General features: G+C 45.6%; 16 protein-coding genes. 7 read left to right on the forward strand and 9 right to left on the reverse strand.

Annotated features, from left to right (window positions below; all coding sequences use genetic code 11):
* Positions 1-346 precede the first annotated feature (346 nt).
* The 3 genes from QUB20_RS06680 to QUB20_RS06690 all read right to left on the reverse strand — a co-directional run bounded on the left by QUB20_RS06680 (position 347) and on the right by QUB20_RS06690 (position 6,811).
* The gene (locus QUB20_RS06680) at positions 347-2,650 is read right to left on the reverse strand and encodes a serine/threonine phosphatase (protein WP_333244934.1); all 2,304 of its coding nucleotides are present in this window, start codon (positions 2,648-2,650) and stop codon (positions 347-349) included.
* Between the two features lie 478 nt (positions 2,651-3,128).
* Positions 3,129-5,684, reverse strand: coding sequence for a DHH family phosphoesterase (locus QUB20_RS06685; protein WP_333244930.1), 2,556 nt, complete (start codon positions 5,682-5,684; stop codon positions 3,129-3,131).
* A 287-nt stretch (positions 5,685-5,971) separates the two neighbouring features.
* Entirely contained in the window at positions 5,972-6,811 is an 840-nt protein-coding gene (locus QUB20_RS06690) for a PD-(D/E)XK nuclease family protein (RefSeq protein ID WP_333244928.1), read from the reverse strand.
* 186 nt (positions 6,812-6,997) lie between these two features.
* Here QUB20_RS06690 and QUB20_RS06695 point away from each other — a divergent pair, with 186 nt between their 5' ends.
* On the forward strand, positions 6,998-10,090 hold the full coding sequence (locus QUB20_RS06695) for a type ISP restriction/modification enzyme (RefSeq protein WP_333244925.1): 3,093 nt from the start codon (positions 6,998-7,000) through the stop codon (positions 10,088-10,090).
* Between the two features lie 120 nt (positions 10,091-10,210).
* Here QUB20_RS06695 and QUB20_RS06700 read toward each other — a convergent pair whose 3' ends face one another.
* The 6 genes from QUB20_RS06700 to QUB20_RS06725 all read right to left on the reverse strand — a co-directional run bounded on the left by QUB20_RS06700 (position 10,211) and on the right by QUB20_RS06725 (position 14,958).
* Positions 10,211-10,555 carry a DUF5615 family PIN-like protein gene (locus tag QUB20_RS06700; protein ID WP_333244922.1) on the reverse strand — a complete coding sequence of 115 codons (345 nt, stop codon included), beginning with the start codon at positions 10,553-10,555 and terminating at the stop codon, positions 10,211-10,213.
* Complete coding sequence (locus QUB20_RS06705) at positions 10,552-10,845, reverse strand: DUF433 domain-containing protein (RefSeq protein WP_333140545.1); 294 nt, start codon at positions 10,843-10,845, stop codon at positions 10,552-10,554. Before QUB20_RS06705 ends, QUB20_RS06700 begins: the two co-directional genes overlap by 4 nt.
* Before the next feature lie 122 nt (positions 10,846-10,967).
* Positions 10,968-11,636, reverse strand: coding sequence for a Uma2 family endonuclease (locus QUB20_RS06710; RefSeq protein WP_333244919.1), 669 nt, complete (start codon positions 11,634-11,636; stop codon positions 10,968-10,970).
* Positions 11,637-11,859: 223 nt separating this feature from the next.
* On the reverse strand, positions 11,860-12,120 hold the full coding sequence (locus QUB20_RS06715; RefSeq protein ID WP_333244917.1) for a hypothetical protein: 261 nt from the start codon (positions 12,118-12,120) through the stop codon (positions 11,860-11,862).
* A gap of 321 nt (positions 12,121-12,441) precedes the next feature.
* Positions 12,442-13,026: a PAP/fibrillin family protein gene (locus tag QUB20_RS06720; protein WP_333105632.1), complete on the reverse strand. Its 585-nt coding sequence runs from the start codon at positions 13,024-13,026 to the stop codon at positions 12,442-12,444.
* A gap of 255 nt (positions 13,027-13,281) precedes the next feature.
* Positions 13,282-14,958 (reverse strand): glycosyltransferase family 4 protein, encoded by a 1,677-nt coding sequence (locus QUB20_RS06725; RefSeq protein ID WP_333244914.1) that lies wholly within the window; start codon positions 14,956-14,958, stop codon positions 13,282-13,284.
* A gap of 412 nt (positions 14,959-15,370) precedes the next feature.
* Here QUB20_RS06725 and QUB20_RS06730 point away from each other — a divergent pair, with 412 nt between their 5' ends.
* The 6 genes from QUB20_RS06730 to QUB20_RS06755 all read left to right on the forward strand — a co-directional run bounded on the left by QUB20_RS06730 (position 15,371) and on the right by QUB20_RS06755 (position 21,318).
* Positions 15,371-15,610, forward strand: coding sequence for a DUF3134 domain-containing protein (locus QUB20_RS06730; protein ID WP_006631296.1), 240 nt, complete (start codon positions 15,371-15,373; stop codon positions 15,608-15,610).
* 130 nt (positions 15,611-15,740) lie between these two features.
* Positions 15,741-16,856, forward strand: coding sequence for a phospho-N-acetylmuramoyl-pentapeptide-transferase (gene mraY, locus QUB20_RS06735; RefSeq protein WP_333244911.1), 1,116 nt, complete (start codon positions 15,741-15,743; stop codon positions 16,854-16,856).
* Between the two features lie 11 nt (positions 16,857-16,867).
* Positions 16,868-16,999 carry a hypothetical protein gene (locus tag QUB20_RS06740; protein WP_333291253.1) on the forward strand — a complete coding sequence of 44 codons (132 nt, stop codon included), beginning with the start codon at positions 16,868-16,870 and terminating at the stop codon, positions 16,997-16,999.
* Positions 17,000-17,195: 196 nt separating this feature from the next.
* Positions 17,196-18,137: a glycosyltransferase gene (locus QUB20_RS06745; RefSeq protein ID WP_333244909.1), complete on the forward strand. Its 942-nt coding sequence runs from the start codon at positions 17,196-17,198 to the stop codon at positions 18,135-18,137.
* Between the two features lie 497 nt (positions 18,138-18,634).
* Positions 18,635-20,494: an NAD(P)H-quinone oxidoreductase subunit F gene (locus QUB20_RS06750; protein ID WP_333244906.1), complete on the forward strand. Its 1,860-nt coding sequence runs from the start codon at positions 18,635-18,637 to the stop codon at positions 20,492-20,494.
* A gap of 104 nt (positions 20,495-20,598) precedes the next feature.
* The gene (locus QUB20_RS06755; protein WP_333244904.1) at positions 20,599-21,318 is read left to right on the forward strand and encodes a carbonic anhydrase; all 720 of its coding nucleotides are present in this window, start codon (positions 20,599-20,601) and stop codon (positions 21,316-21,318) included.
* The last annotated feature ends 35 nt before the right edge of the window (positions 21,319-21,353 follow it).

Raw genomic sequence — 21,353 nt, forward strand, 5'->3', positions numbered from 1 at the left:
CTGCAATTGTATGGGTCTGTAATCAGTTTTTTAGCACTCAAACCCAAGCTGTTTCAACACCGGATACCTAAGAACAGAGCGAGCAGTAAAGCCTTGCCAGGAAACGGCAGAAGCTGTTTTTTTGCTCTGCAACAATTGCAGGTTTAACCCAGGCGGTCATTCGATTTTAGATTTTAGATTTTAGATTTTAGAGGCGACCCCACGGATAAATTTGGGGGCTTGAGGATTTTAGATTTTAGATTTTGGATTGATTCCACGGATAAATCACGTGGCGGGTACCACCTTTGAAATTCGCTTGTCGCGGGGCAAAGGCGCCACCTTTGAAAAAGTTGGCAGCATCCAAATTCTAAAATCGAAATGCGCCTACCTGCGCCCGAATGATAATTGCCGTGATATTGTCGTGACCGTTGCGTTTGTTGCCCAGTTCAATCAATTGGGCAACTCCCTGGTCGAGATCAGCTTGGGGATTGAACAGGGGTTCGAGAGTGTTCTGCCAGTGAGTTTCCAACAAATCATTATCTGTCAGGCCGTCGGAAGCCAAAATCAACAAAGTATCTTCGCACAAGTCTAAAAACTGCACCTCTGGCTTGAGAAAATTACTGTCTCGCGGGCCGATGGCTTGAGTTAGTTGATAGGCGTCGGGACGGGCATAAGCAGTTTCCGGGTCAACTCCGCGCTTAATTTCGCGCTGGCCGACTTCGTGGTCTGAGGTGATTTTTTCTAGGGTTTGTCCCTTTCTCAGTCGGTAGAGGCGGCTGTCGCCGACGTGGGCAACGGCGAATTGGGTGTCTTGAACTAAGACTGCGACTAGAGTTGTACCCATGCGGGCGCTGCCGGAGCGTCCGTCTTTTTGATTGATTTCAAAGATGGCTTTGTTGGCTAGCAGGACTCCCTCGCGGATGGTGTCTGCCGGAGGTAGTTGATTTTCCCAACGGGTTTGAAAGAATTCTCTGAGGGTTTCAGCCGCTAGTTGACTGGCTACTTCTCCGCTGTCGTGTCCGCCCATGCCGTCGCAGAGAATGTAAAGCCCTTTGGTTTGAAAGATGCGACCGAAGCAGCTTTCGAGTTTGTTGAGCTGAGTCCAGATGCTGAAGAAGTCTTCGTTGTGGTCGCGCGTGCGGCCCACATCGGTGAGGCCTGCGTCTTCTAAGCTGTAAATCTGGAGTGGCATGGGCTGGGTTAAGACCTCGCCAACGTCGGCGGGCGACTCGTCGGGGCTGCGGTAAGGCCTGCGTGTCGGGGTTGAGCTTGGTGAAGGTGCGGGTTGGAGTTCGAGGGGAACTGTTTCTAGGCGCGATCGCAATTCTTCGATCGTGTTAATCTCGCCTCTATACATTTGTTGCAGCAGTTCGAGCAAGGCGCCAAACTGAGTGCGATGATCGGACTGGCTAAATATCACCTGCCACAATTGCCCCAAATCTACCAGTTGCAGGTTGGAGCCGGCGGGTTCGGGATAGAGGTATTGCAGTCGCAAAGAAGCCAAGGAAAAGGAAGAGTCGGGGTTGACTCGCAAATTGGTCAGTTCCAACAAGCTTTGCCGACAGCGCCAGGGTTCTAGGGCAGCCCACAGTTCTGTCATTTCGTGCAGCCAGTATAAAATTTGCTGGGTGGAAGTTTCGGGTTGATTCCAGCGTTCTACCAGCAGTGGCCATTGGGAGCAGTCTTCTAGCAGCAGCACTGCCTGTTCGTTTTCTGACCAGCTATCGTGAATGACTGGCAGGTTTTGAGAGAATTGCCACCGGAGTGCCAGATAAGGTTCAGCTATGCCTTGGCAAAGCTCTGCTAAGGCGGGATTGGTTGAATTTTCTCCGCCTTTGATTGCTGCGGTGTAGGGGGAGGTTCGTCTGGCGACGCTGGCAGAGTTGGCTGCTAGCATGGCTTTGAGGGGTGACATTTCCAGCGGCTGACAGTCCAAGACTGTTACTGCTACTGTGTCTGAGCGTTTTCTCGGCGGCACGGTTTCTAGGAGTTGGTAGCGCTGCTGAGTGTCTAAATAAGCTCCTGCTGGCTGGGAAGGGATTAAATATTCTGAATTGGGGATGGGGAATTCTGGAGATGGGGGGGAGATGTCAGCTATGTTTGGGCTGTCGGAGTTCTCTGTTGCTTCCTGGATTTGTTTAGGCTGTGGTGCGGTTGTAAAATTCGGCTCAGATGCGGTTATTTCGCGCTCTGGTGCTGTAGTAGAGCTTTTTTCTGTTGTTTGAAAGGATGTTGGTACGATCGCCCCCACGGCTACCACAGCGTCTATTTCTGGGCTGCTGAATTCGGCGACTTCGGTCAGTGGAGAAGTTGATTCGACTGCTTTTGGGGGTTCGGTTGGGGTGGTTATTTCTGTTTGAATGCTGTCTGTGATTGGTTCAGCAGAGTTTTGGGGCGATGTAGTTTGTGGAACGATGTCTGATTTTTGCGGAAACTCGGGTGGGGGTAGGGTTGACTCGTCTGGTTCGACTGCTGGAAAATTCGATCGACCGCAGATAATCGCCCGCCACACTTGACCTGTTGCGACGCCGCAATTCTGACATAATGCGGCGCTAAAAGCGACTTGGGCACCGCATTCGTGGCAAGGTTTGTAAATTAGGGAATTTCCGCATTGTTGACAAAACTTGTTTGGATTGGGATTTTCAAATTGGCAGCGGGGACAGAGAAGCATAGGGGTTTTAAATTGGAGATGGGCGATCGAGTTTGGCGGTGGGGATTGTTGGGTTTTGGCTTGTGAGTTAGGAGTTATGAGTTTTGGGCCTGACTCGCAACGGATAACTCTCATTGCCCTATGCCTTATTTTATCGGGATGAATTCAGAAGTAAGATATTTCTTAGAACAGAGATGTTGCATTCGTGTCAGGAATAGGCTTCTTCAGCCACATCTAGAACAACCTCTCTCGCTTCACAGGCCAAAAAGCCAGCCCCACCGGCGCGAGCGAGCGCGGGCCCGACAATAAAAGTTATCTCATAAGTGGAACGGGCATCTTGCCCGTTCTTAACAACGGTGCAATATGTCAGTCAGAACTCATGTGTTGCACCATTCTCAATAAGCTTTTTATGAACAGGCAAGATGCCTGTTCCACAAAGAGTGAATTTTCTTGTGGAACGGGCATCTTGCCCGTTCTTGACAATAGTGCCATATCTCAGTTAGAAGGGATTTGCTGTAGAATCTTCTTGGAAAACGGTTTCTCGGGCGATCGACACAATGGTGGAAAGGGGTACTTCACAGAAATATTTCCGCCGGAATTGTTCTTCGGAGACTGCTGCTAGGAATTGCGCTGTAAAACGGGCGGCGATGGGGTAATTTGGCACGGAGAATTGGATGGATTGACTATGTAATAACTGTGGGGGGATTTGCTTTGGCGCGTCTTCCTGCTGTGCGGTTTCGGGTTGTCTGGTGATGTGGAAAGCTCGATCGCGATAATTGATTTTAAAACCGAGATATGTTAGGGTTTTGAACCCCAGTTGCAGGGATGTGTCGCTGATGCCGAGTTTCTGGCGAAGTTGCTGTCTGGTGACGGGTTTTTTGGTGCGGCTGAGGTATTTGGCGATGCCGATTAGCTGTTGGCAGATTTGCTGTGGGGGTACGAGTGGAGGTAAAGTATAGGCGATCGCGAGTTTTTTCTGAGTGTGCTGTGCTTGCCGAAACCAGATCCGCAGTTCGTCCCAGCTTGCGGGGCATTCTTTGAGGACGATCGAGTTTTCGCGATCGACCTTTTGGGAATTGTCAACTAGATTGTCGATCGGCATTGGAGATTCTAAGTTTGTGCTGGCTGCTAACAACTCTTCATCATTATTTGTATTGCGCCAGTCTACGATCCAATCTATTTTAGTTGGGGAATTGATTTGATTGTCTTCCGTGCGTTCCCGCACTGCTATGAGACGCACTTCATACCGAGATTTGTAAGTATTAAAATCGAGTTCCACTGTGACATCGCAGCGGCCTTGGGGAACTTCGTTTTGATTGTGTCCCCACCAAATGCCGGGAAATCCCATATCGGTAGATTCATCCCTAATTGTAAATTCTGTTTTGATATATTCTATTTTTTGCCCTTTCAAATCCTTGATTTTTTGATTCCACAAATTCTCAAACCAGCAGTTTTCAATCAGCAATTTGGGTGCGGCGTTGCCCATACCACAAGGTTCGAGCAATTTTAGTTCTTGAAATAAGTCCTTGCCTAATTCGGAGACAGTAATTTTTAGGTCTGCTTGAACAGGGGCGGCTGTTAAACTATCGGTGCTGTATTGTTGTCGCAGTTGCTGATTAACTGCATCGGTAAATAGGGGGATATTTTCCACGGGGAGACTCAATCCGGCGGCGAAGGGATGACCGCCAAATCTGTGCAATAAATGCGCTTGATCTTTGACTAATTGGTAAAGGTCGATTTGATTGGCGGAACGCGCCGAACCCCTGGCAATTTTGGATGGGGAAAGTGTTTGCGGTTCTGAATCTAAGAAAGAGGTAAATTGTGTTTTCGGGGAATTTTCGTTAATTTCTTCGCTTCCTTCTGTGCTGAATAAAATCACGGGACGGCCGTATTCTTGGGCGATTTGTCCCGCTACTAATCCTAATACTCCTACGGGCCATTGGGGGTCGCTGAGGACGATGACGCTGGTGGTTGAGAGGTCGAGTTTGGCTAATTTGGCGGCCGCATCTTTGGCAACATCTTTTTGTAAAGATTTGCGCCGGGAGTTGGCAATTTCGGTTAAATTTGCTAGTTCTTCGCAGCGTTTTTTGTCGCGGCTGGTGAGGAGTTCTACGCAGAAGCTGGCGTCACCTTGAATGCGGCTGACGGCGTTGATTCGGGGGCCGAGTCCGAAGGAAATGTCGGTTGGGCGATCGCCCGATCTTTTGCACAGTTCGAGCAATTTTGCAACTCCTGGGCGGGTGGGATTTGTGAGTTGTTTTTGCAGTTGTTCGATTCCGAGTTGTGCTAGGTAGCGGCAGTCTCCTGTAAGTTGGACTAAATCGGCAATTAAGCCGATCGCTACTAATTCTAATAAATCTGCGATCGGGCGCTGTGGAATATCTGGTAAGGTGTGATATAATGCTTCAACTAATTTGTAAGCTACTCCAACTCCTGAAAGGTTAAATAGTTGGTGGTTTGGGGGAAAGTAGCGGGGATTGATAATGGCTGTAGCTGGCGGGCGATCGTCTGGTAATGTATGATGGTCGGTAATAATTGTATCGATGTTTAAGCTGGTAGCATATTCGATTTCGGCGATGTTTGTACTGCCGGTATCGCAGGTAATAATTAAGCTAATTCCAAATTTTGCTAAGGCATCTATTCCTGTGATATTGAGTCCGTGAGATTCGGTTAAGCGGTTAGGAATGTAATAAATTAGTTTGTCATTTTGAGCAAAGAATTCTCCCAGTCCATCCCAAAGTACGGAGGTTGAGGTAATGCCGTCGGCGTCGAAGTCTCCCCAAATTGCGACTTTTTCTGCGCTGTTTCGTGCTTGCTGGATTCTTTCTATCGCCCAGTTCATTTCTCGCCCGAATTCAAAGGGGCTTGCTGGTTGATAAAGTTGGGGATTTAAGAAACCGGGTATTTCTTCGGGGTTGTGAATTCCTCTATACCAGAGAAGTGCAGCGGCATAGTTTCCGGGGAGTTCGGGTGCATGGTTTCTGACAGCTTGGATCAGCCAATCTGGGGGTTGGGATAGGGGTTGAGTTGGCAAATTTTGAAGTAGTTCTGTCATTCGATTTTAGATTTTAGATTTTAGATTTTAGATTTTAGATTGTGACCACAGATGAAGCCAGTAACTGGTTCCCCGGCTCTGCCTGGGAACCCATTTCCAGAGGCTCTGCCTCGCTTACGAGCCGGAATAAAACTTAAGCGAGTCACTGGTTCCCCGGCTCTGCCTGGGAGCCCATTTCCAGAGGCTCTGCCTCGCTTACGATCTGGAAAATTGGAGGCAGAGCCTCCGTATCTGCGTTACCAGGCAGAGCCTAGTAACGAGTAAAATTTGGGGGGTTTGTTTATATATTAAATAAATATTTCATCGATTATAGCAAGATTTGGCAGCCAATCTGTGGGAGTTTCTGCGAGAATATCTGGTGAGGGAGTTTTTGTGTCTTGTGTGCGGTTGCAGCGAGTGGCAAATTGACAGGAATCGCAAAGATTGGAACTAATTTCTACTTGGGGTAAGAATTCGCCGCCTTCGGTATAGCGTTGTCGCCAGTCGGTTAGCTGCTGCAATAGGTTGGTTAAATCTTGTTTTGTGCGATCGTGTTCTGTTTGGTTGTAATAAAACGTGAGTTTTTGCGGCGGTTCTTCTCCTTGCAATTGTACAAACCAGTATGTCATAGAAACTTGTTCGGGGGAATAGTCGCTGGTTTCTACTAAGACGTATAAATAGAGGCGAGTTTGCCAACTTTCGGCTATCCATTTTGATTTTTGAGGGCGGGGATAGGTTTTCCAGTCGAGAATTTGGGCGGCGTTTGGTTCTGCTATTAGCAAGTCATAGATAACGGTGAATAGGTAGTCTTGGAAAATTAGGGTGCGGGGGTGTTCGGCTTGGCGGAAAATGCGTGAAGCGTAGCTATCCCGTAGGGAATCGCTATTTTCTGAATTGGCGAAAAGTTCGGGTGCGGTGTTGATAAATGCTGCCACACAGCGTCCCAGTTCGGGGTCTTGTTGGATGATGAATTCAATGGGAAGTCCGAGTTCTCGCTGCTGCATTAATAGGTGAAAGTGGCTTCCCCATGTGAGTTTTTCTTTGTGTTCTGGGGAGGCTGTGGTGGCGAGTAGTTCGAGGTAGCTGTGTTGGAATTTGCGGGGGCATTCTTCGAGGATTTTGAGTTGGGTTTGGGATAGTCGGAGCATTTTTTTAGGATTTTAGATTTTATATTTTTTATGCTGGTAAGCGAGGCGATTAATCTTTTTTTTGACCACAGATTGAGGCTGATGACGCAGATGGACGCCGATAATTTTGATCGCATTTTTGGAGGAGAGTGCGATCGCTCTACACTTACCATTATATAATGATTCATACCGTTAACGGCGAAGCCAATGCGTTTTGATACCTACATCCAGTCAATTCAGAGCAATCTCCAGCGGGGAAGCGAGCGCACCCATTACCCAAGTATCAAGAATTTACTCGATAATCCGGCGGCTAGTTTGGTAGCAATCATAGAAGAAAAAGGTAATAAAGCTGGCGTTCCAGATTTTACTGTCAGGCGCAGGGATTTACTCGTCGGTTATGTGGAAGCTAAGGATGTCGGCTTAGATTTGAATCCTGTTGAAAAAACCGAACAGTTGCAGCGATATCGAGAATCGTTAAACGGTAATTTAATTCTCACGAATTATCTAGAGTTTCGCTGGTATGTTGAGGGGAAAGTCAGATTGACCGCCGTTTTAGCCGAAAGAACAGGCAACGAAATTACTCTCTGCAATTCTGACAAAACTCTTGAATTAATCGAGGGATTTCTTAATTTCGCCGGTGCAGCAATTAACAGTCCTGAAGATTTGGCAAAGCAGATGGCGCGCTTAACCAAATCAATTTTACTCGCGACAGAATCAGCTTTGCAAATCGAAACTGAAACCGGAGAGTTACATCAACTCAAGCGTGGATTTAATGAGATATTGCTGCCGGATCTCAATGATGCGGCTTTTGCAGATATGTACGCTCAAACTATTTCCTATGGTTTATTTGCGGCGCGAGTTGGTCACGCTCAAAATCCCGGCAATCAACTTTTTGACCGCCGGACAGCGAGCACGTACATCCCAGCCACTAATCCGTTTTTGCGGCGATTATTTAACAGTATTATCGAGACGGATTTACTCGGCAAAATTAATTGGGCAATAGATGATTTAGTCGAGCTACTAGGGCGAGTTGACATGACTGCTATTCTGGAAAACTTTGGTAGCCGCACTCGGCAATCCGATCCAGTTGTTCATTTTTACGAAACCTTTCTGGCAGCTTATAATTCAGCTTTGCGGAAAAGTCGCGGCGTTTATTATACTCCTGAACCCGTTGTTTCCTATATTGTTCGCTCTGTCGATGCTATCCTGAAAAACCGTTTTAATCTACCTTTAGGATTGGCAGATAATAGCAAAAATCCAGATACGCAACAGCCGCGAGTTCAAATTTTAGATCCGGCAACGGGTACGGGTACTTTCCTTTACGGAGTTGTCGATCGCATTTATCAAAATTTGGCAGATATGGGGATATCTGGGAGTTGGAATCAGTATGTACAGGAGAATTTATTAAACAGATTATTTGGTTTTGAGTTGTTAATGGCTCCCTATGCGATAGCACACCTCAAACTAGGTTTGCAACTGCAAAATCTCGGCTATGAGTTTAGCAGCAAGCAGCGTTTAGGAGTTTATCTCACGAATACGTTAGATGAAGCTTTAAAAAAATCAGAGGTTCTATTTGCTCAATTTGTGGCGCAAGAAGCTAATGAAGCTTCAGCAATTAAGCGGGATGTCCCGGTGATGGTTGTGTTGGGAAATCCTCCTTATTCTGGTCATTCTGCTAATAAGAGTGAATGGATAGCAGGATTGGTAAAAGATTACTATTATGTTGATGGTGTACCGCTGAAAGAGCGCAATTCTAAATGGCTGCAAGATGATTATGTAAAATTTATTCGTTTTGGACAGTGGCGAGTCAGTCAAACTGGGTTTGGTGTTTTGGCTTTTGTGACTAATCACGGTTATCTCGATAACCCGACTTTTCGGGGAATGCGTCAAAATTTGATGCAAACTTTTACTGATATTTATGTTTTAGATTTGCACGGTAATTCTAAAAAGAAAGAAGTTTCTCCAGATGGTTCATCTGACCAAAATGTGTTTGATATTCAGCAGGGAGTCAGTATTGGTATTTTTATTAAAGAACCTGGTAAGTCTACTCCGGCAAAAGTTCATCATGCGGAGTTATGGGGAAGTCGGGATGCTAAATATGAAGCTTTGAATTTCCTCGATGTTGATTCAACTGAATGGAAAATAATTCATCCTCAATCACCTTTTTATTTATTGATTCCGCAAAATCGAGATTTATTTGCTGAGTATAACGACGGCTGGAAAATCACAGATATCATGCCTGTAAACTCTGTTGGTATTGTAACTGCTAGGGATGATCTGACAATCAAATGGTCAGTTCAACAAGTAAAAGAAACAGTTAAAGATTTTGTGTCACTTCCTGTTGAGGAAGCTAGGAAAAAGTATGAACTGGGGAAAGATTCGCGAGATTGGCAAGTATCACTTGCTCAAGATGATTTACGCAGCAATAACCTTGAAGACTCTAAGATTGTCCCTATCTTATACCGTCCTTTTGACAAACGCTACACCTACTATACAGGAAAGACGAGAGGCTTTCTGTGCATGCCTCGCTTTGAAGTAATGCGTCATATGCTGACAGGTGAAAACTTAGGAATGTATATGTGCCGTCAGATCGTAAGCGAATCATGGCAGCATTCTTTAGTAACCAATAATTTTACTGATGATTGTTACGTTTCTAATAAGAGCCGAGAGCGCGGTTATCTGTTTCCTCTCTATACTTACCCCGATACTAAAAACGAACAAGGTAATTTATTTACCGATCGCACTCCCAATTTCTCCCAAAACTTTCTCAGTGCAGTTCGTCAAAAACTAGGCTATGTACCAACTCCCGAAGCAATCTTTTATTACGCCTATGCTGTCTTTCACAGTCCTACCTACCGCCAGCGTTATGCAGAATTCCTCAAAATAGACTTTCCCCGCTTACCCTTAACTTCCGACAATGAACTTTTTCAAACACTCGCTAAAAAAGGTGAGGAATTGGTAGCACTGCACTTGATGAAATCTAAAAAATTAAATAAGGTAATTACTAAATATCCTGTTAGCGGCGATAATGCTGTTACTCAAGTTACTTACAATGAATCGGAACGGCGGGTGTATATTAACAAACAGCAATATTTTGAAGGTGTTTTCCCCGAAGTTTGGGCGTTTAAAATAGGTGGATATCAAGTATTGGATAAATGGTTGAAAGACCGCAAAAAAGCAAATCGCAGTTTATCCTTTGATGAGGTGCTGCACTATCAGCGCGTCGTGGTTGCTTTGAAAGAGACAATGCAAATTATGGCTGAAATTGATGAGGTGATACCGGATTTTCCTTGGGAATAGATGTTGAGTTATGGCTGGAATGCCCTTGATCTCTCACATCTCCCATCCCAAATCTAAAAGTACGCGCGTGCGTAGCTATCCCGTAGGGAATCGCCCTTGTGTTTCCCAAGTGCGATCGCTTTATACATATAAAAGCTGATTAGCGATTTCATCAGCCGTTAGGGTATTTAATAAAATGGCAACCCGTTGAGCAATCTCATAGGCGTTCTTTTGAGGAATCACAATAATCCCCGAATGTTGTTTTCCTTCGGTCATATAATCTAGATGCAGTCGCTCAAAGTCTACGCGATTATGGGTGAGCAAACATCGCTCAATAGATGCTGCGTAAGCTAATTGTTGGCTATCGGATTTACTCAGCATTCCCTGTTCGCTGGTTGTCGTCACATCGAACCCTCTAGCGAGCAGTAAATTAGCTACAAGCCTTGAAACATCTTCATCTGTATAAATAGTTGCAAACAGTTTCACGGCTTTCTCATTGCAGCTTTAACAGCAGGATGAATCAATTCTTCAGGAATTCGATTGCGCTCAATATAAGTATTTATTTCTTCTTGGTTATCCAAATAAAAGCTCAGCGCGTCAAAAATTTGAGCTAATTTCAGGTGAGGTAAGTGCATGGGGATTTCTTCAGGAGTAATACCCAAACGCCACAATTCCACGATCGCCCGAACGGAAGTCCTGGTTCCTGCGATAATTGGTTCGCTTTGCAAAATTTCAGGGTGACGTGCGACATAACGCGAAACAGATTGTACATTCATGGCAGATTAACAGGGCAGATATATTTTTATTATATGTTATGATTGAGGCTATAAGTGTGTAAAAAATTAAGGGCGATTCTCTACGGGATAGCTATGCACGCGCGTACTTTTCACCAACCTCTCTACAACTTCCCAATTTGTTGAGCAAACCACATCGCCGCCGTCCCATTTCCCTCACCCAAAAGTTTTAAAGTATCCGATAGCAAAGCAATTGGCAATCCCTCAAGCGCACCGGAAAATTCGCATTCCTGATATTTCCCGTTTTCCTGCAAGCGAAATGCCAAAACTCTCTCGCCCTTAATATCTACTACCCAATACTCAGGAATTCCCAAAGCAGCATACAACCGCTTTTTTTCATCTAAATCGCTGGCCAAAGTCGTATCGGAAGTTTCTATCACTAAATCTGGAATTCGCGATTTATTTAGATTAAGTCGGCGCGGTTCCCCTTTTTGCCACTGGATGAATTCTCCGCCGACATATAAAATGCGATCGGGCGCACCTCCTCCCACCTTTGGCTTCTCAATTACACATCCACCCAAATCATCGAAAGCTTGTCCTCCTTTGCTGACAAACCAAAATCCAAACACCAGAGTCAAGAGGTTGTTAAATCTGGCGTGATTAATTCCTTCATTACCCATGTCTATCCAAAGATATCCTTCATAAAAAAATATTCTGGCTTCCTCCAAAGATGGATCTTCGCAAGCCGCTACATAATCTTCCCACGTCGCGGCTTGCCATTGGGGAATTTCTCCCACTTGAGGCAAGATGAATTTTACAGTTGTAGAAGTCATGATTTAAAAGCAAATTGAGGATATTTTTATCCTAACTTAAATCGCTATTTATAGCCGAAGGAAGAAGGAAGGCACTACACGGATACACGGATGAATTATCGAGTCTGAGTCATTCTTAAAAAGGAAGAAGGAAAATAAATACAAGAAAGATCGACTTGCAGTCAGACGAAGGGGGCGGGCACGGGGGCACCGCCCCTACAAATGGCGATCGCAATGCTTGTGCTTATTGAATTACTGTGGGCGCCGCCATTGGTACTTCTAAGTCTGGTTGCAAGTCAAAGACTACGACAAGTGTTGCTTGAGGCATGAGTTGACGCAGACACAGCAAGTGCCCGTCAGCATCCGATCGACTGCGAAATCGCCCCACAATCGCCCGCTGCATACTGGGCATGAGTTTGGCAATCGCCCAAGGGTAAAGGCGTTTTTGGTACGCGATCGCCCCAGGATTCGCTGTGAATCCCTGTTGATAACCGTTTTGTGGCATAATCGTGTTGTATTCGTAAGGAGTACACAAAAGGCGTTAGTAAGTTTCTTGGCGGGAATGTACTAACGTCTTTTCCATTAAAATTCAAGCACATATCACAAGATTTGTCAATTGTCAATTCTTAACGCTAAGTTTTAACGGTTATCCTATCTGAAGCTTTTATCGGCTATGGATTTGAGGGTTTTAGTAAGTGTTGAATTGTTTGCAAAAGTGATATATTTTTGATTTTTAACCGCAAATGAACGCGGATAAACGCGGATGAAGGAAAGATAAATTTAGTATGAGTTAAGGGGCGATCGCACTTAATCACACATCACAAAATCACTCTTTTGTCAATACAAAAACACTGTCTTTATTCCCCCGTCCAATCCGCAAATCTTTATCCAAATAAGTGATATCAAGCCATCCCTGCTGTTCGCGAGTATCCAGCCCGAAATCTACAGCAGCGAACTTTTTCCCCGACTCAATCTCATCGATAAACTTCCCCGGATATTCATAGCCAATCAACCTGCTTAAACCTACTATAGACCGCTCAAACTTCACCTGCACTCGCCGTTCCGAAGTTGGCTCAAATCTTGCTGCTACACTGACAATTCCTTCCAAATAAGGCAAGCCGTAAAGTTCGCCAATGTTGTAAATTTTAGATTCTTTGACGCGGATAGATTGATAAATTTGACCCAATTTTACCAAGGGAAAACTGTCAAGATTCAGCAGTTCGCGGCTGGTGGTGTACAATAACCGCCAATCACCATTTAAAAGCTCTGCGGCTTCGACAGGGCGTGGTGTGGGGTTGTAATCTTCCAATTGGGCGATCGCACTTAAAATCGCTTGCTTGTCGCTAGCCGTAGCCAGCAAACCGCGATTCTTACCAGCAATTATCTCTAAGAGTGCAGATTTTCTAAGCATGATTTTTTAAGAAGGAAGAACACGGATTTTGACACGAATACACGGATTAATTATCGAAGGTGAGGCAAAAGTCAGACCGCTCTTTTCTTCTGTCTCAAGCGAGAGGGAGGAAATTTTGTGTAGTAGCGATATTAATCGCCGATTCCGCAGAGTATTAAGCTGTTGTGCATTTAAATAGAATGTCAAAAAACAATCTAATTCTTGTGGGGTGGGCGTCTCGCCCGCCCTGAATATGCAATTTAAATGCGTGACAGCTTAACAACTAATAACTAAGATATCAAATTTCACCAAATAAAGCAAAGTCCGATACAGGTCGGCTAATTCTTGCTCGTTTTTAACGTAGCGTCGGATAAGTTCCCCCACGCCGATCGCACCTTCCTGCTTAATTGTCTCCAATATCTCCATCTGAATGCTAACAGATGTTCTCCTATCCTCACCAAAACTGGTAAACCTAATTGTCTGTACCTGCTTTAAAAGTTCTGGTGTGGCGATCGCACCCAGACTCAGCATCATCTCATTGCTTAAACTTCTAGTCGCATAATTAGCCAATACCCGAAACGGATCGTCGCCTAGGGGATAAGGCGGCTTCCCAGGTTTTAAAGGTGCTGACTCCGGTGCCCCCTGGCGAATTTCTGCTAATTCCCGCCACAATTGTTCGTAAGCAGCAATTACTACTTTCCAATCATAAATTTCCCTCGCCCTTTGTCGGGCATTTTCCCCCATCCGCTTTCTCAATTCGGGGTTTTCAATTAATTCACACAACGCCAGGGTGCAAGCATCAATGTCTACTGCTGTCGCGAGGGAAGTGTGACCCATGTAAGTCGGCCAATTTAAGCTGTCGTCAAGATAATTTAGGGCTAAATCTAAACAAGATTCCGGGGGCGGGATGAGTGTGGGAATGCGGAAGCCGTCTATTTCGTGGCGTACAGATTCTTTGTATCCGTTCCAATCGGAGACTATGGCCGGCAGTCCGTTCGCCATGGCTTCTATTGGTGTCAGTCCAAATGATTCTTGAATGTTGTCGGAAAGCGAAATGAAAATGTCTGCCGCAGACCAAATATTTATTCTAATTTCCGGCTGTCTCCCATCTAAAAAAATAGCATTCACCGAGGGACAAAATATTTGTGCGCTATTTTTAAAGTCGGGTTCTTCTCTCGGATCTTCGATCCAACCGGCTTGAATTAAGTGGATTTTGGCTTTTGTCTGTTGTGCCGCCCGTTCTAGGGAGATGTACATGGGTACCGGATGAGCTTTTGCAGAAAAAGTCAATCTACCGACAAATAACACAACAATATCTTCGGGAGAAATGCCGAGTTCTTGTCGCAGTTGGCGGCGACTATTAACGGCTTCCACACCCTGCGGAAACGCGCTGCAATCGACTCCGAGGGGAATAACGGGGAATTTGACCAAAATTTCCGGTTTACCGCCGTTGCGCTGGGCTAAATATTCAGACCACTCAGTCATAACTCCTTCTACTGCTGTTTTCACGGCGGCAGATGTGCAGATCAGGGCGTCCCAAGGCTGCATGGGTGCGGTGATCAAATCGCCGATCGCCTCCATGATGTATTTTGTACCGATCGTGTGAGTAACGCCGCAAACGCTGTAGGCCCGCTGATCGACAAATCTGCGCGCCCAAACCATCTGCGACAGAACCGGATCGGGTCGGTAAATTGTGCCCGGTTGAGATAGCAAATCCGGTCGTTCCATGGGAATCCAGCGGACTTTCCGAGGTGTTTGCAGCCAAGGTTGGATGTGCGAACAAAACTCCTTAAAGGTTGTTTCGCTATCGGCGCAACAGTAGAGAGAGTCGGCGGTTCCGTGTTGGACTAAGCTTTTGAGAAACCCTTCTCCGGCTGAATGACGCCCCAGAAGTTTTTTGCCTCCGGTGTGGTAGCCCTCTTTGTTGTATAAAACCGCTGCCGTTATATCCATTCTGAGATTTATTGCTTGAGAGTTGACTGAAGAAGCCAGAGGGCATTCGAGCTCAGGCTTTGATGAAAATCCAGGAGACTGTTGTGAATCAAACCCTTGCTGTTAGGGAGGCTTGCAGAACAGGATCGCCGCTTGTCCCGCGATATCTTAAAGACGATCGTCTTAGAGTACAATGCTTACGGCTAAAGAAGGATTGGCAAGAGCGGATTTTAGTGCTATCCTCATGCCCATGCTTGGGGGCGATCGCCTTTTGGGTCTCCCATCTTATCCGATCCGGAACCAAACAGTGCCTGTGGTATAATGCTTTAGCCTTGCTAAATGCCCGATTTGCAAGTGCTTGATCAAAGCAGCAGTTCGTCGGCAAAACGTTACCTCTACTCGATCGCGTCTTTGTCTTTAAAAACCGATAATCATGTACAACCCATCTCTGCGTCAAATTCCTCGCCATTTACCTGCGGATGTAATTCCATTAAAACAGCAATCTTCTCTTTTAGACTGGTTGGAATCTAACAATCGCCTGTTAGCAAGGGATGTCCAAGAACCCGACTATCTGCACGAAGAAGAAATTTCTGAACTGATGGCAGTTGACGACAGTCCTTACGATGATTTAGAAGAGGAAGTAGAAGAGGATGTGAGTGTAGGCGAAGAATAACGGGTAAAAGGGTGAAGAAATCAACCGGAAACAGGGAAGAAAAACTCAGAGATTTCTCAATCTCCTGTATCGCACCCTATTCCCCCATTGTCAATTGCTTATTCTCAAATAGTGTGTGGTGAGGAGTGTTATGGATAACTTTTTGGATGAGAAAATCCCTTTTAGTCTGCCTTTCAAACTTACAGGCAAGAATTTATTCCTGCTGCTGGGTTTGGGGCTCGGCACTGTAGCGATCGGTTTAGATGTAGTAGCGGGTAGATTTTTGAATTTACCTGCATCGCTATTTATGCCGCTAGTTGTTTGTGCTTTAGTTGCGTCGGGGTTGGGCTATGCAGTGGTGCCCGTACTCCAGCAACTAAAAGCAGGACAAATAATTCGCGAAGACGGCCCCCAAGCCCATTTGAAAAAAGCGGGAACGCCGACAATGGGAGGCATCTTTTTTATACCTGCTGGGGTAGCAGTCGCTTTACTTTGGTCTAAGTTTAACTCAGATGTTGTTGCCGTATCGGCTTTAACTTTAGCTTACGGTTTCATTGGCTGGCTCGATGACTGGCAAATTCTGCGACGTAAGTCGAACAAAGGTATTTCACCTCGGATGAAATTGGCTTTGCAAATAGGTTTTGCTGCTCTATTTTGTCTGTGGCTGATGTTTCATCAACCTGCAATTTCTACGAATGTTGCTTTGCCTTTCGGTTGGGTATTGCCATTAGGTTTGCTGTTCTGGCCGCTGGCTGGTTTTGTGCTAGTTGCCGAAAGCAATGCTACTAATCTTACCGATGGTGTTGACGGGTTGATGGGAGGTTTGGGGGCGATCGCACTTTTGGGATTGGGCGCATCTGTAGCCTCAACTTCGCCAGAATTAATGATTTTTTGCGCTTGCATCAGCGGCAGTTGTTTCGGTTTCTTAGCACACAACCGCAATCCAGCCAAGGTGTTTATGGGCGATACAGGTGCTTTAGCTTTGGGCGGTGCGTTGGGTGCGGTAGCTTTATTAACAAATAGCCTTTGGATATTATTAATTATCAGCGGGATTTTCTTTATTGAAACGCTGTCAGTAATTGCTCAAGTAGGTTATTACAAAGCTACAAAAGGGCCTGATGGAATCGGCAAGCGTCTGTTAAGAATGGCTCCGCTGCACCATCATTTAGAGTTGTGCGGCTGGTTGGAAACTCAGGTTGTTGGCATTTTTTATATAACTAACGGCGCGTTAGTGTTAATGGTTCTGATGTTGACTAGCAACAGTTGAGAAGGGATTGCGTGACGGATTGTACAGGGGATGTAAGAGATATTTTCTACTATTTCAAAGAAACAGGCAAGATGCCTGTTCCACAAGGACTGAATGCAGTTGTGGAACAGGCATCTTGCCTGTTTAAGGGGCCGAAGTTATAATTTTGACAATTTATATCCCCGTTAATGCAATGGAACTTAATAACGCTTTTTAATTATTTGAAGAACGGCGAAGACGCTTATAGGACAAAGTAAGAACTACATTTGCTTATTTATCTTCCTTAGCGTCCTTAGCGCCTTCGCGGTTCGTTTAATCTTACTCAATATTAGTTATGCTATCGTTTACGGTTGTTTGTGAATGACTAAAACGTTTTTACCGCAAGTTTCGGTGGTTGTGCCTGTTTACAACGGCGAGATGGATTTGCCGGAGTTGATCGAGTGCCTGCGATCGCAAACTTATCCGCCACACAGAGTAGAATATCTCTTAGTAGACAACAACAGTCGCGATCGCACTTCAGCAATCCTCGAAACAGCAGCTAAGTTAAATCAAATAACCATTCGCCACCTCACCGAAAATCAGATTCAAAGTTCCTACGCCGCCCGCAATCAAGGAATTCGCGCATCCACAGGCGAAATCATTGCATTTACCGATGCAGACTGTCGCCCGGAATCTGACTGGCTGGAAAATTTAGTTAAGCCATTTGTTGACAAAGAAGTAGGAATTAGCGCTGGGGAAATAGTCGCACTACCCGGTAAAACTATCTTAGAACAACACGCCGATCGCCAAAATACTTTATCTCAAAAACATACTCTCGCTCACCCTTTTTGTCCCTACGGCCAAACTGCAAATTTAGCTGTACGGAGGTTAGTTTTACAACAAATAGGATTATTTCGCCCTTACCTCACCAGCGGTGGCGATGCTGACTTGTGTTGGCGGATTTTGCGGGAAACATCCTATAAAATGTATTTTGCCGAAAATGCGATCGTCCGACACCGCCACCGTTCTACAATAAAACAGTTGCAAAGTCAATGGTATCGGTACGGCGAATCTAATAAATATTTGCACGAACTCCACGGTGTCGATTTGATGCGAGAATTGACAGCACCGGAATATTTTTATCGGCTGGCTAGATGGCTGTTAAAAGAATTGCCTGTGGCTGCTGCCAAAAGTGCGATGGCCCAAGCCGATATGGTAGATTTGTTTAATACGCCGATCGGTCTAGTGAATGTTAGGGCAAGGGCGATGGGGCAGCGCCAAGCCAAACTTCCTTTAGCAGCTTGGCAGATTGAGCGATTTTAATATTTTAGACCATAAGCATTTCACGGGCGGGGAGGATGCCCAACTCCTACTCCCCACAAAAAAATTGAATTCTTTGTGGAACAGGCATCTTGCCTGTTCTAAATAAGCATTTCACGGGCAGGCAGGAAGCCCAACCCCTACTCCCCACAAAAAAATTGAATTCTTTGTGGAACAGGCATCTTGCCTGTTCCTCAAAATGGTGCAAGATGTGCGATCGACAAATATTCGTTTGTACACCATCCCCCCCCTATATACCTATAAGTAGAGGTTATCGGTATAGATAAGTATGCTGAATCAGAAATATGAAAATTTAACGCAATACTTAATATAAAATTAATAAGTCTATTCTTCCCGCCTAGTATCAAAACAACGAGTAACTCGAATACTGACGCCAAAATAGCCTCTAATTCTGCCTTCTGGGTTTTCAGTGCTGTCGTTTGCCCGATCGGAATTATTCTCAGAATTTTAAATTTTTGTAACCTTTACAGGTAATGCCAATGGCTCAAATCTTACTCCAGACGGTTTGGTTTATACCTTGCTATCCACTCATCGGCGGAGTTCTGTCGATGCTGTGGTTTCCGGCTGTTACCCGCCGCACAGGGCCAAGACCATCCGGTTATGTGAACGCCATATTAACCTTGTTCGCTTTCCTACACGGCGTCATCGCCCTCGCAGCTATCTGGAACCAACCGGCGCAACACCAGTTCATTCCCTGGCTGAATGTAGCAGGTTTAGACTTAACCATTCCCGTAGAAATCTCTGCTGTCACCGTTGGGGCGACAGTTTTGATTACCGGACTGAACTTTCTGGCACAGATTTATGCTTTCGGTTACATGGAAATGGACTGGGGCTGGGCTCGGTTCTTTTCCCTGCTGGGGCTATTTGAAGCGGGGATGTGCGGCTTGGTACTGTGCAATTCTCTCTTCTTCAGCTACATGATTTTGGAAGTTCTGACTTTGGGTACTTACCTGCTAGTCGGGCTGTGGTTCAATCAGTCTTTGGTGGTGACAGGCGCCCGCGACGCTTTCTTAACAAAGCGGGTGGGAGATTTATTCCTGCTGATGGGAGTAGTCGCAATTCTGCCACTGGCTGGAACTTGGAATTTTGACGAGTTGGCTGTTTGGGCTCAGACTGCAAAGCTTGACACTACTGTAGCGACGCTGTTGAGCTTAGCTTTGATTGCCGGGCCGATGGGCAAATGCGCCCAGTTTCCCTTGCACCTGTGGCTGGATGAGGCGATGGAAGGCCCCCTGCCTGCGACAATTTTGCGGAACACCGTAGTTGTGGAAACTGGTGCTTGGATATTGATTAAGTTGCAGCCGGTGATTGCTTTGTCGCCGATCGGACTGAAGACAACTATTATTGTAGGCGCTGCGACGGCGGTTGGTGCTTCATTAATTGCGATCGCCCAAATTGACATCAAGCGCACGCTTTCCTATATAGTCAGCTCTTACATGGGCTTAGTATTTATCGCCGTCGGCACCGGACAAGCCCAGACAGCCCTGACATTAATATTTGCCTACAGCTTGGCAATGGGTTTGCTGGTGATGAGCATCGGTTCGGTAGTTTGGAACAGCATCACTCAGGATGTCCGTTCTCTCGGCGGTTTGTGGGCAAAGCGGCCGATATCGGCCATATCGTTTATTGTCGGTAGCGCTGGATTGGTGGGACTACCGCCCTTCGGCTGCTTCTGGGCTTTAGAAGAATTCACATCAGGACTGTCGGAAGCTCACCCTTCCTTGTTAGGAATAGTGCTGTTTGTAAACGGTGTAACTGCTTTTGGCTTGGTGCGCGTCTTCGGTTTAGTTTTCGGCGGCAAACCAAAGCAAATGACCGAACGTTCGCCGGAAGTTCACTGGCCTTTTATCTTGCCGATGACTGTTTTAATGGGCTTTACTTTGCACGTTCCGCACTTGCTGGCTGCGTGGCATTTATTGCCGGGGGCAAGTTTGAATTATACCGCAACTGGATTGCTAGTTTTGTCAACGGCGATCGGCATCGGTGCCGGAGCATTTGTTTACCTGAACGAAAAATGGGAAAAACCTGTACGAATTGGTTCTGAAGCTTTGCAAGACTTTTTTGCTTACGACTTTTACACTGCCAAACTTTACCGGGTGACTGTGATATTTGCAGTCGGTTTAGTTGCTCAAATCATCTCCTGGTTCGATCGCAATATTGTTGACGGATTCGCGAACTTAATCGGTTTTGCAACGGTTTTCGGCGGGCAAAGCCTCAAATACAACGTTAACGGTCAAACTCAGTTTTACGCCCTGACAATTCTGTTCGGAGTAGCAGTTTTGGGACTACTCATAAGCTGGCCTTTGCTAGCTCGCTTGTCGCTGATTGTAGGCGGGTAAAGAGATATAAGATTGAAGATTTTAGGTGACAGTTTTAATCTAAAATCTTAAAAACCTGAAGTCTTGAACAAAGATTTCCAACTCGTTCCAATAAGGCAGCATAAATGACCTCAAACAACAGACAATTCAATCTTTCCCGACGCAATTCCCTCAAATTTGTCGCAGGTGCCATTGGTACAGGGATACTCGCAGCAGGAGCAGGCGCTGATTTGGCTGCACCCGAACCAGCAATTGCTCAAAATGACATGACTCCCGATGCAGCTTTGCAAAAGTTAATGAACGGGAACAAGCGGTTTGTTGAAAAAAAACGCCGAGGTTTTAACCAAAACTTATCCGATCTCGCCCAAGTTGCCATATCTCAAAAACCTTTTGCTGCTATTCTCGGCTGTTCGGATTCCCGTTTCCCTTCCGAGATTATCTTCGACCAAGGATTTGGAGATTTATTTGTCTGTCGAGTCGCCGGCAATGTGGCGACTCCCGAAGAAATTGGCAGCCTGGAATTTGGCACGTTGGTGTTGGGAGCAAAAGTGCTGATGGTAATCGGGCATAAAAGGTGCGGTGCGGTAGAAGCTACCATTAAAGGCGCTCAAGTTCCCGGTCAAATTGGCAGTTTGCTCGACGCCATTAAGCCTGCTGTAGAAAGCTCGAAAAACCAAACGGGCGATCATCTAGAAAATGCTTCAAAAGCAAATGTTATCCTGCAAACTAGAAAATTAAAAGCATCTCCAGTGATCTCTCAGTTAATTCTGGAGAATAAACTGAAAGTGGTGGGTGGCTATTACGATTTAGATACGGGTCTCATCAATAGGTTGGTTGAGTCTTAAACAGTTAACAGTTAACAGTTAACAGTTGACAGTTG

It is taken from the genome of Microcoleus sp. B4-C2, assembly GCF_036705265.1.
Lineage (GTDB): Bacteria > Cyanobacteriota > Cyanobacteriia > Cyanobacteriales > Microcoleaceae > Microcoleus.

Excerpts from the sequence above, each read along its gene's own strand:
- QUB20_RS06680 (WP_333244934.1), bottom strand. The coding sequence starts at position 2,650 with ATGCTTCTCTGTCCCCGCTGCCAATTTGAAAATCCCAATCCAAACAAG.
- QUB20_RS06685 (WP_333244930.1), bottom strand. The coding sequence starts at position 5,684 with ATGACAGAACTACTTCAAAATTTGCCAACTCAACCCCTATCCCAACCC.
- QUB20_RS06690 (WP_333244928.1), bottom strand. The coding sequence starts at position 6,811 with ATGCTCCGACTATCCCAAACCCAACTCAAAATCCTCGAAGAATGCCCC.
- QUB20_RS06695 (WP_333244925.1), top strand. The coding sequence starts at position 6,998 with ATGCGTTTTGATACCTACATCCAGTCAATTCAGAGCAATCTCCAGCGG.
- QUB20_RS06705 (WP_333140545.1), bottom strand. The coding sequence starts at position 10,845 with ATGAATGTACAATCTGTTTCGCGTTATGTCGCACGTCACCCTGAAATT.
- QUB20_RS06710 (WP_333244919.1), bottom strand. The coding sequence starts at position 11,636 with ATGACTTCTACAACTGTAAAATTCATCTTGCCTCAAGTGGGAGAAATT.
- QUB20_RS06715 (WP_333244917.1), bottom strand. The coding sequence starts at position 12,120 with ATGCCACAAAACGGTTATCAACAGGGATTCACAGCGAATCCTGGGGCG.
- QUB20_RS06720 (WP_333105632.1), bottom strand. The coding sequence starts at position 13,026 with ATGCTTAGAAAATCTGCACTCTTAGAGATAATTGCTGGTAAGAATCGC.
- QUB20_RS06725 (WP_333244914.1), bottom strand. The coding sequence starts at position 14,958 with ATGGATATAACGGCAGCGGTTTTATACAACAAAGAGGGCTACCACACC.
- QUB20_RS06730 (WP_006631296.1), top strand. The coding sequence starts at position 15,371 with ATGTACAACCCATCTCTGCGTCAAATTCCTCGCCATTTACCTGCGGAT.
- mraY (WP_333244911.1), top strand. The coding sequence starts at position 15,741 with ATGGATAACTTTTTGGATGAGAAAATCCCTTTTAGTCTGCCTTTCAAA.
- QUB20_RS06745 (WP_333244909.1), top strand. The coding sequence starts at position 17,196 with ATGACTAAAACGTTTTTACCGCAAGTTTCGGTGGTTGTGCCTGTTTAC.
- QUB20_RS06750 (WP_333244906.1), top strand. The coding sequence starts at position 18,635 with ATGGCTCAAATCTTACTCCAGACGGTTTGGTTTATACCTTGCTATCCA.
- QUB20_RS06755 (WP_333244904.1), top strand. The coding sequence starts at position 20,599 with ATGACCTCAAACAACAGACAATTCAATCTTTCCCGACGCAATTCCCTC.